This window comes from Polaribacter sp. Z014, assembly GCF_023555435.1.
Classification (GTDB): Bacteria; Bacteroidota; Bacteroidia; order Flavobacteriales; family Flavobacteriaceae; genus Polaribacter.
This window is the reverse complement of the sequence record NZ_JALCZP010000002.1, coordinates 104,794-121,708: the sequence shown is the minus strand read 5'-3', so window position 1 is coordinate 121,708 and position 16,915 is coordinate 104,794. Positions and strand designations below refer to the sequence as shown.

Here is a 16,915-nt window from a genome sequence, read left to right as displayed (position 1 = left end):
AGTACTATTGACACATGAAACATATCACTATAAAAGATGTCGCAAAGAAACTAAATGTATCAGTTTCTACTGTTTCCAGAGCATTTAATGATAAGTATGACATTAGAACCGAAACAAAAGAGTTGATTTTAAAAACGGCTAAAGAAATGGGCTATCGTCCAAATCCTATCGCTAGAAAATTAATACAACAACGTTCTTTAAATATCGGAATTATAGTACCTGAATTTGTAAATAGTTTCTTTCCACAGGTAATCATTGGCGCTCAAGAAATCTTATTAGCAAAAGGTTATCAGGTGTTAATTATGCAATCGAATGAATCATCAGAAACCGAAATAAAAAACGTTGAAACCATGTTGGATAATATGGTAGACGGCTTAATTGTTTCTCTAACCTGCGAAAATGAAAACATAGAAAAATATAAGGAACTAATCGCTTCAAATATGCCAATTGTTTTCTTTAATCGTGTGGTTGATGATTTACCGGCGTCTAAAGTTGTTTTTGACGATTATAAATGGGCATTTTTTGCAACCGAACACCTGTTGGTTCAAGGCCATAAAGATATCGTGCATCTAGCTGGTCCTAAAAATTTAACTTTATCAAAAAACAGAGCTCAAGGATTTGATGCTGCTCATAGAAAACATAAAGTTCCGTTAGGTAGAAAAATTTCTTGCGGATTTTCTATGGAAGAAGGAGCTAGAGTTGCGTTAGAATTAATAGAAAAAAAGGAAGTGCCAACAGCTATTTTTGCAGCAAGTGATCCCAGTGCTATTGGTGCCATGAAAGTTTTTAAAGATCACGGATATAACATTCCTAAAGATATAGCATTTGTAGGTTTTACAGAATCTCGTTTGGCAGAACATATTGCCCCTCCATTAACCTCTGTCAGTCAACCTACAAATGACATCGGGCAAACTGCCGCTAAACTTTTACTAGAACAAATAGAAACAAAAGGTTTATTTGTTCCTCAAACTATTGTCTTAAACGGGAGACTTAATGTAAGAGAATCTTCCATTAAAATTTAATCAAAATTAAAAAACTATTCAATAGTTTTTTCTGCTTTATTTACTTACTAATTTAACTACTTTTTCTAAAACTCCATTTTAGGTTACATTAATGTAGCAGTATTCTATATGCTGTCTCCAATATGTATTATCTCTAAATTCCTTTGCTTTATCAAAAACCTTTTTTAGAGGAGGAACAACTTAATAATTAGGCTAGTTTAAATCCTATAGCCGAAAATCATTGTGGAGAACCTCTAACAGTATACTTAGATATAAAAGAACCAGAAAAACACATTATTAACTATCTTATTTTCAGTACATTAAAAATAAAAAAATAATCTTTTTTTTTAGACTGACAATTTGTTCCTTTTAAAAGAACATTTGTAACCTCTTAAAAGGTTTTTTTTATTGAAATTTGAAAAATCTTTCGAAAGAAAAATCAAACAAATTATTAATTTTAAAACAAAAAAAATGATGAAAAAATTACTATTACTTACTCTTATTTTAACTGCAAGTTTATCTTTTGCGCAAACTCATACGGTATCAATTACCCATACAGCTGCCGATGAATTAGTGGTATCTGAAAACGGTTTTCTTTTAAACAAATCTGCCACTGGTGAATTAACACAAGTTGAATTAACAATTACTTCGGTTCTTGATTTTACAGGAGTAACAGAACCTGCTGAGTTCAAACAAATGTATATGCCTATGAAAACAGCAGCAGACAATAAACATGTATTTAAACCAGCAGCAAATCTACAAGAGGGAAATGTTGATACAGACACTACAGTTGGAGAAGTTAGAACTAGAACATGGGTTATTTCTAATGTCATAATAAATCCTGCTGCCACTGCTGTACCACCTGTTGTAGGTGATGTACTAAAATACTTTACTTCAGGTGGTATAGCCGGAACTGTACATAACCCTAAGACTGAAATAACAATAGTAGAATCATTTACAGCTCCTTTACCTGCAGATTACATAAAAATTGAATCTGTTAACACTACAATTCCATCGGTTGAAAGAGGAGCTGATTTTAATGTTTCTTTTGTATATGATTCAAGTGTAGCAATTGATGGTTTAACTGTACAATTATGGATAATTCAATCTGGGGATGAAACTAATAATATTGATTATGATAGTAAAATTATAGCTTCTTCTGCAGAAATAAAAACTTTATCTGCTCAAAGACATGCATCACTAACAGCTACCATTACGTTTCCAACGGATATATCTGTTACATCTGCCGCAAAGGATGATAAAAAAGAAACTGTATTCAACATTGTTCCTACTGCTAGTTTACCGTCTGCTGCACCTAAACACTATTACCAATTTAGATTTATTTTAAACACGGACAATGGACAAGTTTTAGAGAATGGAACATCTTTTAAAAAGAATTTTAACCCAATAGATATTCAAGCAATTGAAGAAGCTACTGCCGGTGTAAAAGATTATGAAGCTAAAAAAATAGCTGTATTTCCAAACCCGACAACAGATTTTATTTCAATAGAAAATGCTACTAATGAAATTAAATCGGTAACTATTTTTAACGTTATGGGTAAACAAGTTAAAACATTCAACAAACACAGTAATTTGGATGTTTCAAATCTTGCAAAAGGTATTTATTTACTAAAAACAAATACTGGAAGATTATCTAAATTTATAAAAGAGTAATAAACTCTTATAGTTTAAATTAAAAGGCTTGCATTTAGTTGCAAGCCTTTTTTTGTGTATTATTATTTTTATAATAAATATCTATTAGTATACGCTATCGAAAATCTCTTAAACTATTTTAAACTTGATTTCTATCTCTATAAAAGAGTACCTCTTAAATTCTATTCTAACATATAAATGAATGCTTAATTGTCTTTAAATACAGATAAAATTCAACGATTTATTTAGATAGTTCATTTTAATATTATGATGAATAAAATATTGCATCTTGGGTGCTTTTATTATTCTTTAAAAATTACAATAGCTATATCTTAATATTTATAAGAGTAAACCTGAATGAAATTAGTGATTAGAAACTATATTATACGCTACCTATTTTATATTTTAAGGTAGAATAAAAGGAAAACAAAAATCCCATAAACGTAACTGTTTATGGGATTATCTAAACTAATATTGTTAATATAAATAGCTGTTTTCTATAAGTTAATTAGAACTCTTACTTAATTTTTCATTCTCCTTTTTAATTCTTTTTACTTGTTGTCCGCTTAAACCATGTTTAAAATAAAATTCTGGTTTTCTATAATATTGTGATTTTTTCATATTTGGATCATCAACATCTAAACTTAAATCACAATCGAATCGTGCTAAAATAGAATGGTTTGTAGACCAACCATTAACGGCTGTAAAATGAGAAATTCCCCAAGTAATTCCTCTTCCATCTTTTGTATCTGTAAAGGCATCTGGAATAAAAGGACCACCTGCTATTGGCATTAATTCAGTTATGGAAGCGATGTTAAAATTAATTCCATCTTTCGCATATTGTACCGTAAAATGTTCGTTCCCGTCTTTAATAACAAGCGCTGCAATTCCTTCTTTAAAAGGAAACATCGTTGTTTCATGACCTGAATTTATAACCGGGTTTTGAGGGTATTTTGTAAAAGGTCCTAAAGGATCATCGGCAGTTGCCAATCCTTGTAACCTTGTTAAATCTCCTTTTTTACCAGAATCTGATTTATAGTACAAATAAATTTTACCGTTATGAACTAAAGGATAAGGATCGTGAATAGAAAATTGATCCCATTGGTCTTTTCCTCCATTCGGAATTACCTCTTTATTGAACGCTGTCCAAGGTCCATCTGGAGAATCTGAATAAGAAACAGCAACAGGACAATCATCTCCTCTTTTACCACTAGCTTCGTTAAAACCTTGATAATACAAATAGTATTTTCCTTTCCATTTTAAAATATCAGAGGTAGCCACCGAACGCCAACCTACATTTGGTTTTTCTGGTCTAGGAACCGCAACTCCTTGTTCTTCCCATGTAAAACCATCTTTACTGGTTGCATACCAAATATCACATAAATCCCAATCGGCAGAAGGAATTGTTTCACTACTTAAATCAGCTCCTTTTGGAGGTGTTTTTGTATGTCTATACGTATACCAAACATAATATTTTCCATTTTCAAAAATTACTTTAGATGGATCTCTACGCGTAATTGTTCCATCATGATTGCTATAATCTAAGCCTTTTAACGGTGTATATTTAAATTGAGAATATAACTCATTATATTTTGGTTGAACCCCCATATAAGCATCATAATTACGCTCCATTGCTGTGCTTAACTTAATATCTGGCTTTGTATGAGGCATCAAAAAAGGAAACCCTTTTTCTTCTAACGCTGGTTTTTCTACTGTCTTTTTACTATTGCAAGACATTAGTAAGACTAAAAATGATATGGCTACATACTTCATTATTTATACAGGTTTTAATTTATTTTATGATCAATTATTTAAATATTCAAAACTTACTTTCTCTCCTAATATTTCAATTTCAAAACTACCATTTTCTGTCACTCTTTTTAAATTTGAATTAACAAAAGATAAATCGCTCTTTGTTAACTCAAACGCTACCACTTTCATCGCTCCTTTTTTCAAAAAAACCTTCTTAAATTTTTTAAGTTTCTTCATTGCCGGAATAACTGACGCTACCTTATCTCTTACAAATAAGTCAATTGCAAGCTCTCCATCAAAATCACCTTCATTCATTACTTCAATGGTTACTTTTAATTTTTCATCACCTTTTAAAGCCTTTGTACTTAATTTTAAGTTTGAAGATTTAAAATTGGTATAACTTAATCCATAACCAAATTCCCACTGTGGGTTAAAAGTTTCTTTATTTCTAATTGGCGCATCATAAGTTAATAAACTACCAGTATGTTTCGGATAACTAAATGGTAACACTCCATTAGGATTGTAATCTCCGAATAAAACATCTGCAATTGCATTTGCCCCTTGACTTGATGGTCTATAAGCCAATAAAACAGCATCTATTCCCGAAACAATCTCGCTAATAATCCTTGGCCTTCCTTCAGTAAGCACTAAAACAATTGGTTTATTCGTTTCAATAGCCACTTTTGCCAATTCTATTTGATCTCTAGATAATGTTAAATCATCTATATTTCCAGGCGTTTCTGCATAACTATTTTCTCCCAAACACAAAACTATAAAATCTACATTCTTTGCTTTCTGTCTTAGCAGTTTTAATTCTTTCTTTGTAACTTTTTCAAATTTACTGGAAGAAATGCATGATACATTCGATGCCCCTATTTTATTCTGAATAGCCTCTTTTATTGTTAAAGTAGATTCAGGAAATAAAGCCTCTTTATCTCCTTGCCAAGAATAAGACCAACTGCCATGTAAAGATGCTAAAGAATTTGAAGCAGGACCAGAAATTAAAACCTTGCTATTCTTTTTTAAGGGTAAAACGGCCTTGTTTTGTAAACTATCATTTTTCAAAAGCGTCATACTTTCTCTAGCAGCTTGCAAAGCAATCTCTTTGTATTCTTTCTTTCCAAAATTCTTAATTGCTTCTTTTTCTGGATACGGATTGTCAAAAAGACCTAAATCCATTTTTACTTTTAAGATTCTTCTCACTGCATCATCAATTCTTTCCATGGAGACTTCTCCTTGATTTACCAATGCAATCAAATCGTCGTAAAACGTCATATTCATTGGAACCATACTCATATCAATCCCAGCATTTACAGCCATTTTAACGGCTTCTTTATTGTCTTTTGCTACATGATGCTCTTCATACAAATACAAAATATCCTCCCAATCTGTAACCACTAATCCTTTAAAACCCCATTTGTTTTTTAATAAATCTGTAATTAATTCTTTGTTGATATGAACTGGAATCCCGTTTAATGAACCAGAATTAATCATAACGGTAGAAGCACCCGATGCTACTGCTTTCTTAAATGAAGGCATAAAAACCTCTTCTAATTGTTGTTCGGTAATATAAGCAGGTGTTCTATCCTTACCAGATTGAGGTACACTGTAACCAATAAAATGTTTCATACATGAAGAAACATTATTAATTGATTTTAAATCATCTCCTTCGTAACCTTTGATTGCTCCAGAACCAAATTCTGTTACCAACAATACATCCTCTCCAAAAGTTTCTTCAAACCGAGACCAAAGAGGTTGTCTTCCAACTCCTAAAACAGGGTCAAAATTCCAACGAATTCCACTTGCACGTACTTCTTTAGCTGTTATTTCAGCAGTTTTCTTTACCAATTCTAGATTCCGTGTTGCAGCCAATCCTATATTATGAGGAAATAAAACAGCATCTTTGGTATACGTAGCTCCATGAATTGCATCGATACCATACAACATTGGAATTTTCATTCTACTTGCCAAACAATTGTCCTGAATCTCTGATATCAATTCATGCCATTCAGAAATAGACAAAGGACTCCCAGGTGTATTTAAAACAGAACCAATAGGGGTTGTTTGCGTATATTTAATTAATAAATCTTTGTTTAATTCCCCCTTTTTATAAAACTTTTTTAAAGTAAGTTGGGTCATTTGTCCCACCTTCTCTTCTAAAGTCATTTTTTTTATAAGTACTTCTATTTTGTCATTTTTAGAAGTCTTATTTTCTTTGTCTGATTGACATGAAGCAAGAATTACCAAGAAAACTATTACAACTACTTTTTTTTTAAACATTCACTATAATATAAAAACCTGATTTATAAATACTTCAAGTTAATTCTGTTTTTTATATTCTGATTACTTTTAATAGAAATCCCAAAAATGGAATTCCCTTCCAGGTACATTCTCAACTTTTACATCTCCTAACTCCTGCCCTTTTGCTTTCATTTCTGTTCTCATCTGGGTTAGAATATCGTTGTATTCTGGTTGAAAAGATAAATCTGTAGTTTCCCAAATATCTTTTTTAATATTAAATAATTGTGTCACTTTAGAACCCGCGGTAAATTCACCTTTTTTCTTATGATACGCTTTCGCTCTTACATATTCAATTAACTTATAATCACCTTTTCTATAGGCTCTTTGAAATTGTTTATATGCGTGATATGTTGAATTTCTTACTTGTGTAGTTTTATTTTTAATTACAGGTAATAGACTTTTTCCATCAATAGATGTTGGTTTTTCTATGCCTGCAATATCACAAACTGTTGGAAAAATATCATGAATATAACTTAAAGCATCAATTCTTCTTCCTTTATCCTTAATCAAATTTCCTGAAATGATAAATGGTACATGAATTCCATCTTCATCATATAAATTTTGTTTACCTATTAAACCATGATTTCCTACAGCCAATCCACTATCACCGGCTAACAAAATAATAGTATTTTCATAAGCACCACTTTCTTTTAAAGTCTGAATAACTTTGCCTATTTGCGCATCTAAATGTGTAATTATCGCATAATATGCTGCCAATTGTTTACGAGCAACTTCTGGAGTTCTTGGCCAAGGAGCAAGTGCTTCATCTCTTAAAGTCATATCTCCATTATCAAAAGGATGTTGTGCCATATAAGAAGGTGGCAATTGAATATCCTTTGGATCGTACATATCTAAATATTTTTTAGGAGCTTGCCTTGGATCATGCGGAGCATGAAAAGCTAAATACATAAAAAACGGATCTCCTTTTGCATTCTTTTTTATATACTCTGAGGCACATTCTGCAAAAACTTCTGAAGTATGAGGAGCCAATTCTTCAGTACCAATAGGGCCACTTTTATCCTGTTTAGTTAAAGGTCTTCTAAATCTTTTTCCATTTTTATCAAACTGCAATAAATAAGCTTCCTTTCTTGTATAGTTACTTTTCTTATCAAAATCCCAAAAAGGCATTCTATAATGATCTGTTAAATATGCACTTCGACCCATAATTTTATCACCTGAATCAAAAGAACGATTTAATGATTCATTATCCTGATGCCATTTACCAACAATATGTGTTTTATAACCCGCTTTTTTAAAAGCTTCTCCCATTGTGGTATCTGTTGTAGGAACGTTTCTTCCTAAGCCATCTAAATTAAACAATTGTTTTCCTGTTTGCAACATAGCTCTACTTGGCATACAAGTTGCGCCGGAAAAAGAGCCCATTAAAAAGGTATTTGTAAACACAACTCCGTCTGCAGCAAGCTTGTCTATATTGGGCGTTTTTACTGGCATTCCGCCTAAAGCGTGTATGCCAGAGTATCTATGGTCATCGGTATAAATTACCAATACATTTGGCTTTGTATTCTTTTTGTTTTGCGCAATTAAATTAAACGTGCAAGCCAAAATCATTATTCCTGTTAGAATATTCTTCATGGAGTTATTTTTTTACAAATTGCTTTTTAGACAGTTTTTTTCTGTTTGAATATGCGTTTATAACATCTCCATTTTTTACATCATCAAAAACAATAGTTGGTCTTTCGTCTTTCGAAATTGTATTGACATGAAAATTATTTACTGTGAGTCCATCTATATGTCTAGCATAAATACCACTCGCAGGTAAAGTACCAACTTTACTAAATTCTGGCCACCAATTGCCCAATGTTTCTAAAGTATATTCTTTAATTGTCTTTTTTGAATCTTCTTTGGTTCCACCTCCAGAAACGGTCATCTGTATATTATTAAGCTGAATATCTTGAATATCATGATTAGGCATACCTGTTAAAAAGAACGCAGAGTTTTTATCCAATTCGCTATTATCAACAATAATATCACTAAAAATAAAACCATGCATTGCTTTCATAGGAAACATTTCTTCTGGCATATCAACTCCGGCTCTTTGTTGGCAAAAGGTCATAAAAATGGGTCTTGGCACATTTTTCATGACCAAATTAGAGAAGGTCATATTTTTCATTTCTCCACCTTCATTCATTTGAATTTTTAAGCCCGAATCTAGAATATCAAAAAAAGTACAATTAGAAACTGTAACCGACTCAAAATCTCCTCTAGAAGCCAATCCTATTCTCATTCCACCCCATTTTGTGGTAAAAACACAATTTGTAACGGTTATATTTTTACAAGGATAAGCTGCGTTTGAAGCCTGTAAACAAATAGAATCATCACTATTATCAAAAGAAGAATTACTAACTCTTACGTTTGTACATCCATCAAAATCTAATCCGTCTCCATTTCTATTTACTGTACTAATAATTTTAATACCATCAACAACAATTTCATTACAATATAACCAGGCCGAAGTCCAAGCCGCAGGATCTTTTAATGTAATATTGTTAACTCGGATATCATTACACTTGTAAAAACGTAATAACATGGGTCTACCTCCACTTTTTTTAGTAAATATTTTTGGAGAACCATTTCCATCGATTGTACCATAACCTTCAATAGCAAATGATTTTGCATTGCGAGCAAAAATCATACATCTATTCATATGAGGTTCATTTTTGTAGGTATTATAATGTGTATCGGTTGTATAGTCTGCATAATCTGGACTCCCCAATAAAGTTGCGCCATTTTCTATATGCAACGTCACAAAATCTTTTAAATAAATAGTTCCTACTACCACCGTTTTACCAGCAGGAATAATTACTTTTCCTCCTCCGTTTTTTGTACAAGCATCAATGGCAGCTTGCACCGCTTTTGTGTCTTTAGTGATACCATCTGCTTTTGCTCCAAATTTTATAACATTAAAATCTGTAGCAAAAACAGCGGTTTGAATACTTAACAATACTAATAAAAAGATATTTTTCATTATAATTCTAATTAATGACCACCTGTTGGATCGCTATCATTAGTATATCTATACACTTTTGGTTTTCCTGTACCACGAGCATTTAAAATTTCTTTCTTCCAAACTTTTCTCAAGGCATCTAACTTAGCATTGTACTCTCCATTCTTTACTAAATTGTGTAACTCTGCAGGATCCTTTTTTAAATTGTATAATTCTTCATAAACAGGTTTTTCACCTTGCCAAGAAGCATCAGATAAATCTCTATAAAAAGCAATATCTGGATCATGAACTGCATACAACATTTTGTTTACCGGTATCCCTAATTCCTTTGCTACTTTTATTTTTTTAGTGGCAGAAAAATTTTTATTTCTATAATAACGAATGTATTTCCACTCTTTATCTTGTACGGCTTCACATACAGGGTTTCCAAATTGTGTAGACCATAAGTTTTCTGTATACACATAGTCTCTAACCTCCTTAGCTGATTTATCTACTAATAAATTTGAAATATCTTTTCCTTGCATTTCCGACGGAATTGCTATACTTCCCATAGTAAGCATTGTTGGTGCTAGATCAATAGATTGCACTAGAGCATCACTTTTTCTACCTCTATTTTTTCTTTTGAAAGAAGGATCCATAATAATCATTGGCACATGCGTAGTTTTTTCATAACACAATGCTTTTCCTCCTAAACCTTGTTCTCCCATAAACAAACCATGATCTGAAGTAAAAATGATAATGGTATTCTTATCTAAATTTAATGCTTTTAACTTGGCACGTAAATTACCAACCAATCGATCAATACCTGTCATTGCTTGTAATTGTCTTGTATATCGCTCTCTAAATCCTTCTGGAGTATCGGAATAATTATATCCTGCCTGACGATCTTCTGCTCTTAATAAATCTGCAGGAAGCTTTGGCGTTTTAATGTCTTTTTTAGCGATATAGTTATCTGGTAGAGGAAGTTTGATATCACGATATAAAGATTTGTAAATCTCATCATCATCTTTCTTCTGTTTCATAGTACTTGTACTTGCACCATGTGGTAAATTAAAGTTTATAGACAATAAAAAAGGCTTGTCTTGTGGTCTTGTTTCTAAAAATTTTATAGCTCCTTTTAATTTTCTTGCATTTGGATCTAAAAAATCATCTACACCTTCATTTATAATTTCTGGTTGTGTAAAGGCAATAGCATCATTAAATATTTTATGCCGATCCTTTGGATAAAAACCTAAGTGTCCGTGAGCCGCATACCAGTAATCAAAACTTTTTTCCATTACGCCACTTTCATAACCACCTTTACCAACTGGAGCATGGTTTTTACCAACCCAACCGGTATAATAACCTGCTTTACGCATTACCATTGGATACGATTTTTCCCAAGCCTCGTCAGAAACAGAAGTTCCTGAATTAAAGTTTACACCATGTTTTCTTTCATACTGACCTAATAAAATACAAATTCTACTAGGTGTACAAATTGCACTTGTAATGTGTGCATTTGTAAACATAACGCCTTCATCGGCTAGTTTATCTATGTTTGGTGTTTGTACAAATTCATTTCCTGTACAACCCATTAAACCATAAGATTGATCATCCGTTAAAACAAAAACAATGTTTGGTTTTTGTTGTGCAAAAATACTCGTTGCAATATTTGCAAAGAAAACGAGTATTAATACTTTCTTTAAAAATAATTTATTCATGATATTTATTTGTTTTAATAAATTTTAGTTTAAACTCTCTATGCTTTTTTCTTTTCTTTCATAAACTTCTTGGATGCATATCTACCCAACCTAGTGCAATATTTATTGAACCAATTCTAAGTATTTTTTTTTCAAGAAAAAGTATTTTTATTATCCCAATTAACAATTTTGTTATCATACATAGCATCTAAAGCCATTTGTACACAAACAGCTGTTTTTGCACCTGTATATAAATCTGATTTTGGTTGTGTATTATTTAAAATACTATCTCTAAAATCTAGTAAAGCTTGTTTACTTGGGTTTTTATGACCTACTTCTATAGGTTCCCCTTTATAAGAATAACCAGCTTGTGGTGTAGCTCCAGAAACTCCATCTACATCTTCTTTTTCTACTTTCTTTGTTTTTTTACCTGATAAGAGCCAAGCTTTATCTGTACCAATTACAATGCTTCCTTTATCTCCTAAAACTTTAATTTGATAACCACCAGAATTTGTATTAGGTGTTGTTATTGAAGAAAATTTAGCTTTTGCACCATTAGCATAATTAAACATTAAATGCACATTATCAAAGGTTTCTCTACCGTCTTTCCAATAATCTATTCCACCAAACCCCATAACTTGTTTTGGTTGACTATCTAAAACCCAATTTACAAAATCTATTTGATGAGAACATAATTCTGCGACTAAACCTCCAGAATATTCACGATACATTCTCCAATTAATTGCCTTTTCTAAACTTGGTTTTGGCACTGTTCTTCTCCAATCTCCTTTTCGATACCACTGACAATCAAAAGAATTGATTTTACCAATCTTACCTTCTTGTATCAACTTTACTATATGAGTATATAATCTTGAGCTATGATATTGATGACCCGTCTGAAATATGGTTTTAGATTTTTTAACTTTGCCAACTAAGTCATAAATTCCTTGATAGCTTTTAGCCAAAGTTTTTTCACAATACACATGTTTTTTAGCATCTACAGCATCCATTGCTATTTGCGAATGTGTACTAAAAGGTGTTGAAATAATTACGGCATCAACCGCGGTGTCATTTAGTAAATCTTTATAATCAGTAAAACCTTTTGCTTTGCCTTCTGTTCTTGCAATTCCTTTTTTTAAATGTGATGGTAATACATCACAACAAGCGTAAACATTTACCCCTTCTATTTCATTTAAAAAAGGAATTAAACCAGAACCACGAGAACCAGTACCAATAACACCAATGTTTATTTTTCTGTCTTTTATCAATGTACAACCTACATTTGCGAACATTGATGTTCCCGTTACTAAAGCGGCTGAAGCTGCAGTCCCTTTAATTAAAAAATTTCTTCTATTCATTTTTTATGAATTAAAAATCTACTTTAATTTATTTTGTATTTACAGTAATTTCATTCGACTTTAAATGTCTAGATTTTGCAGTTAACGTTATTTTTCCAAACTTTTTAGATGATTTTAAAATAGCTAAACACATACCACTAAATGCTTTTCTGTGGGGTACTTGAAAAGATTCTAAACTAATCTGATTTCCATTGTCTACTGCAATTAATTCTCCTGCTCCTTTTACTGAGAAGTTTACTAAGTTATCAGCATTCGGACATAAATTTCCGTTTTTATCTTCAATTCTAACCGTTACATATGCTAAATCAGAACCATCTGCTTGTATTTCTTTTCTATCTACAGACAATTTAACTTGGTAAGGTTTACCAGCTGTATTAATTTGTTCTTCTAAAACTTGTTTTCCGTCTTTATAACCAACTACTCTAATATTACCTGCTTCATAAGGCACATTCCAAGATAATCTATATTTAGATTTAAAAGAATCTCCTTCAAACCTAGTAAACTTTACAATTATTTCGGTTAAATCTTTTCCTTTTACTCTTTTACCCATAGACTTTCCATTCACAAAAAGTTCTGCAGCATCTAAGTTTGTATAACAATACACAGGTATATTTTTACCTTCCATTCCTTTCCAGTTCCAATGAGGCAATAAGTGAATCATAGGTTTTGTAGTCCAATGACTTTGATATAAAAAGAATCTATCTTTTGGAAAACCAGCTAAATCTACCGCACCAAAATAAGATGAATGTGATGGCCAATCGCCATTCCAATGTCCGTTGGTTGAATTGTCTTTTCCTCCATAAGGTGTTGGCTCGCCTAAATAATCAAAACCTGTCCACATAAACTCACCCATAACATTAGGGTTTTGTTCTTGGTAATGAAACTCAATATCTGGTGGATACGCCCATGGTGGGCCAATAATATCATAACTAGTTACATGTAAAGATTCATGCGTTTTATATTTCTCCATCGGTAAATGATATACACCTCTACTACTTGTAATACTAGAAGTTTCTGAACCATACAAAGGTAATTGCGGATATGTTTCGTGTAAATACCCATATTTAGTCGGCTTGTAATTTACACCTGCAATATCAGATTGTGCGGCAAAATTAAATTTATAAGGAGCTTCAAAATTATTCATCCCTACTGTTGTAGGACGCGTTGGGTCTATTTCTTTACAATATTCATGTAACATTTTTGCTACTTTCCAACCGTTCTTTTTATCGTGTTGCTCATGGATTTCGTTTCCTGTACTCCACATAATTATAGATGGATGATTACGATCTCTTTTTACCATGTCTTTAATATCACGTTCTGCCCATTCTTCAAAGAAAACATTGTAACCATTTTCTACTTTTTCTTCTTTCCAAGTATCAAAAGCCTCATCTAAAACCATTAAACCTAATTCATCACATAATTCTAAAAACTCTCTTGATGGTGGATTATGACTTGTACGGATAGCATTAACACCCATATCTTTCATAATTTGTAATTTACGCTCATCTGCTCTTCTATACACTGCAGAACCTAAAGAACCATTATCATGATGTAAACAAACACCATTAAATCTTACTTTCTTCCCGTTTAAAAAGAAACCTTCTGTTGTATAAGAAATAGATCTAAACCCAAAAGTAGAATTGTACGTATCTATTACTTTTCCGTTTTGAGAAACGGTAGTTACTGCTTTGTATAAATGTGGATTTTCGGTATCCCAAATTTTAGGATTGTTCACATTTACCCAAGTTCCAGAAACTTCTTTTGAATTTGCTTTTACAACAATTTCATCATCAATTGAAGCTGCTAATTTTCCATCAGGAGAAAAATATTCTTGTTTTACTTGAACTTTAGCATCTTTATTACTTGTATTTTCAACAGTTGTTTCATTTTGAACAACACCTAATTTTTTAGAAACTGTTGGAGTTGTAATATAAGCCCCCCATTGTTCAACGTGAACTGGATTGTCAATTTTCAACCAAACTGAACGGTATAAACCTGCTCCAGGATACCAACGAGAAGATAAATCTTGCGGACGTAAACGAACTGCAACTACATTATCTGACCCATCAAACTTCAAATATTTACTTATATCAAATTCAAATCCAATGTATCCATAAGGTCTGTTTCCAACAAATTTTCCATTTACCCAAACATGAGCATCATACATTGCTCCTTCAAATTCCATCTTTACAACTTTTCCTTCCGCAGAAGCATCCATCTTGAAATTTTTACGATACCACCCTGTTCCTGTAACCGGTAATCCACCGGTACGTGCATTGTGTTTAAAATCAAACGGACCTTCAATTGCCCAATCATGTGGCAAATCTAACTTTCTCCAATCAGCATCCTTAAAATCTGGTTTTTCGGCACCTTCTGCCACATCATTGTAAAAACGCCAAGAATCATTAAAATTTAGATCTTGTGCATTCAGTTTTTGAAGAGCAAATAGCATCAAAAAAACACCTGTAACTATTGTGAATTTATTTTTCATTTATATTAAAATTGGTTAAATATATTTCGAGTACAAGTAACAAAAAAAGAACATCCTATTATATTTCATATGTACCAATACACATAACAAATGTTCTTTTGTGAAGTATAATATTTAGCTAAGTGTTTGTTTATTAAAAGAAACAGTAAAGTTTAATGCAATCCGGTTATAATTTTACTATCTCTCGTATGGTTATAACTATTAAATAATTTCTGAATTTTCTTTTGATACTTTTTATTATTGATAAAATTAAAACGCTCATCTTCTGTTTCATTTGTATTCAAATCAAACAAAGCAATTGGTGTTCTTTTAGCATTGGTTTTATCCTTTTTATCAATTTGAATAATTAGCTTCCAACCATCTTCTATAATGATAACTTCTTTACCCGTTCCACCTTGAATCATGATATGATTACGTTGGTGTTTTTTCTCTTTATTTTGAAGAATTGGTAATAAATTGTAAGAATCTAACGCTTCTGTATTTGCCATTTTGTAATTACCCGCAGCAGCAATAGTTGCTAAAATATCGGACCCTAAAAGAGGTGCTTCAGAAACTTGATTTGGCTTAATTTGATTAGGCCAAACTGCAATAAATGGCACTCTATGTCCACCTTCATAAGGATCGTTTTTAGCACCTCTATAAATATCACTTGGTTCATGTCTTGCATTCCAAGTTTCTCCATCTACATGCAATCCTCCATTATCCGAAGTAAAAATAATTAATGTATTATCATAAACACCTTGTTTTTTTAACGCAGCAACCATCATACCTACTTGCACGTCTAATTCCTTAATCATGTCTATGTGTTTAGAAGGTGTTGTACCTGCAATTTTAACACCATTTAACTCTGCTGCGGCCATATGTGGTGTATGTACTGCTTGCGAGCAATAATACATAAAGAAAGGATTCTCTTTTTTAGCATTATCAGAAATATATTTTACTGCTTTATTTGCTAAAATAGAACCAATATCGCTAGGCATCCAATTAGAGTCGCCTAAACCTGATTTTTTGTCCATTACAGCCCCTATAGACTCCATGTAAACTTTATCTATAAGCGCAATTTTCGAATTATTTTTTAACGGCAACCACTTGTCATTTTCATAAATAGAATAAGGTTCATTCTGAATTCCTGAAGGCAACGTTACACTGTAATCGAATCCTGATTGATTTGGACCAAAATCTTTAATTTTAGTGATATCAACATTTAAACTCAACTTTTTACCTGCAGCTCTAAAAACTTCGTTTGCATCACTTTTAGTTGCAAAATCGGTTCCTAAATGCCATTTACCGAAAAAAGCAGTCTTATAATTTGCTTTCTGCATAACACGCCCTAAAGTTAATTGCTCTTTAGAAATTGATGACTTGGCATAACCAGACCAAACTCCCCAAGGATTTGGACTTCTATAATTGTTATTACCGGTCATTATAGAATACCTAGAAGTTGCACACAAGGCAGCAGGTGCATGTGCTTGGGTAAAATACATTCCTTCACTTGCCAAAGTATCAATATTAGGCGTTTCTAAAACTATTTTCCCTTTATGTAATTTTCTGAAATGAGAAATATCTCCAACACCAACATCGTCTGCTAAGACAACAATAATATTTGGTTTTTTGGTGATTTGTGCTTCTGATGAAAATGCTATCCCCATTAAAATAGCACTAAATACAACTAATTTAAACTTCATTTTATCTACTTTTTTTTAATATAGTAAAAC

10 protein-coding genes are annotated in these 16,915 nt (G+C 32.0%); 2 read left to right on the top strand and 8 right to left on the bottom strand.

Going from position 1 to position 16,915, the window contains the following annotated elements; all coding sequences use genetic code 11:
* Positions 1-14: 14 nt before the first annotated feature.
* Both MPF19_RS03965 and MPF19_RS03960 read left to right on the top strand, forming a co-directional pair.
* The gene (locus MPF19_RS03965; protein WP_249986876.1) at positions 15-1,022 is read left to right on the top strand and encodes a LacI family DNA-binding transcriptional regulator; all 1,008 of its coding nucleotides are present in this window, start codon (positions 15-17) and stop codon (positions 1,020-1,022) included.
* Between the two features lie 450 nt (positions 1,023-1,472).
* A complete protein-coding gene (locus tag MPF19_RS03960) occupies positions 1,473-2,675 on the top strand; it encodes a T9SS type A sorting domain-containing protein (protein WP_249986875.1) in 1,203 nt (400 codons plus the stop codon).
* A 483-nt stretch (positions 2,676-3,158) separates the two neighbouring features.
* Here the strand turns inward: MPF19_RS03960 and MPF19_RS03955 are convergent, their stop codons facing one another.
* The 8 genes from MPF19_RS03955 to MPF19_RS03920 form a co-directional block, all read right to left on the bottom strand.
* Positions 3,159-4,427: a glycoside hydrolase family 117 protein gene (locus MPF19_RS03955; protein ID WP_249986874.1), complete on the bottom strand. Its 1,269-nt coding sequence runs from the start codon at positions 4,425-4,427 to the stop codon at positions 3,159-3,161.
* A gap of 30 nt (positions 4,428-4,457) precedes the next feature.
* Positions 4,458-6,686, bottom strand: a complete 2,229-nt coding sequence (locus MPF19_RS03950) for a glycoside hydrolase family 3 N-terminal domain-containing protein (RefSeq protein ID WP_249986873.1) — start codon at positions 6,684-6,686, stop codon at positions 4,458-4,460.
* A 69-nt stretch (positions 6,687-6,755) separates the two neighbouring features.
* The gene (locus MPF19_RS03945) at positions 6,756-8,300 is read right to left on the bottom strand and encodes a sulfatase family protein (RefSeq protein WP_203393085.1); all 1,545 of its coding nucleotides are present in this window, start codon (positions 8,298-8,300) and stop codon (positions 6,756-6,758) included.
* A gap of 4 nt (positions 8,301-8,304) precedes the next feature.
* Positions 8,305-9,693, bottom strand: a complete 1,389-nt coding sequence (locus MPF19_RS03940; RefSeq protein ID WP_249986872.1) for a glycoside hydrolase family 28 protein — start codon at positions 9,691-9,693, stop codon at positions 8,305-8,307.
* A gap of 11 nt (positions 9,694-9,704) precedes the next feature.
* Positions 9,705-11,372: a sulfatase-like hydrolase/transferase gene (locus tag MPF19_RS03935; protein WP_249986871.1), complete on the bottom strand. Its 1,668-nt coding sequence runs from the start codon at positions 11,370-11,372 to the stop codon at positions 9,705-9,707.
* A 131-nt stretch (positions 11,373-11,503) separates the two neighbouring features.
* The gene (locus tag MPF19_RS03930) at positions 11,504-12,709 is read right to left on the bottom strand and encodes a Gfo/Idh/MocA family protein (protein ID WP_249986870.1); all 1,206 of its coding nucleotides are present in this window, start codon (positions 12,707-12,709) and stop codon (positions 11,504-11,506) included.
* 28 nt (positions 12,710-12,737) lie between these two features.
* Positions 12,738-15,200, bottom strand: a complete 2,463-nt coding sequence (gene galB, locus MPF19_RS03925; RefSeq protein ID WP_249986869.1) for a beta-galactosidase GalB — start codon at positions 15,198-15,200, stop codon at positions 12,738-12,740.
* A gap of 152 nt (positions 15,201-15,352) precedes the next feature.
* Positions 15,353-16,885, bottom strand: a complete 1,533-nt coding sequence (locus tag MPF19_RS03920; protein ID WP_249986868.1) for a sulfatase family protein — start codon at positions 16,883-16,885, stop codon at positions 15,353-15,355.
* Between the last annotated feature and the right edge of the window lie 30 nt (positions 16,886-16,915).

What these genes read in the sequence shown, in the direction of transcription:
- MPF19_RS03960 (WP_249986875.1), top strand. Translation starts at nt 1,473, where the DNA reads ATGATGAAAAAATTACTATTACTTACTCTTATTTTAACTGCAAGTTTA.
- MPF19_RS03965 (WP_249986876.1), top strand. Translation starts at nt 15, where the DNA reads ATGAAACATATCACTATAAAAGATGTCGCAAAGAAACTAAATGTATCA.
- MPF19_RS03945 (WP_203393085.1), bottom strand. Translation starts at nt 8,300, where the DNA reads ATGAAGAATATTCTAACAGGAATAATGATTTTGGCTTGCACGTTTAAT.
- galB (WP_249986869.1), bottom strand. Translation starts at nt 15,200, where the DNA reads ATGAAAAATAAATTCACAATAGTTACAGGTGTTTTTTTGATGCTATTT.
- MPF19_RS03940 (WP_249986872.1), bottom strand. Translation starts at nt 9,693, where the DNA reads ATGAAAAATATCTTTTTATTAGTATTGTTAAGTATTCAAACCGCTGTT.
- MPF19_RS03935 (WP_249986871.1), bottom strand. Translation starts at nt 11,372, where the DNA reads ATGAATAAATTATTTTTAAAGAAAGTATTAATACTCGTTTTCTTTGCA.
- MPF19_RS03930 (WP_249986870.1), bottom strand. Translation starts at nt 12,709, where the DNA reads ATGAATAGAAGAAATTTTTTAATTAAAGGGACTGCAGCTTCAGCCGCT.
- MPF19_RS03920 (WP_249986868.1), bottom strand. Translation starts at nt 16,885, where the DNA reads ATGAAGTTTAAATTAGTTGTATTTAGTGCTATTTTAATGGGGATAGCA.
- MPF19_RS03950 (WP_249986873.1), bottom strand. Translation starts at nt 6,686, where the DNA reads ATGTTTAAAAAAAAAGTAGTTGTAATAGTTTTCTTGGTAATTCTTGCT.
- MPF19_RS03955 (WP_249986874.1), bottom strand. Translation starts at nt 4,427, where the DNA reads ATGAAGTATGTAGCCATATCATTTTTAGTCTTACTAATGTCTTGCAAT.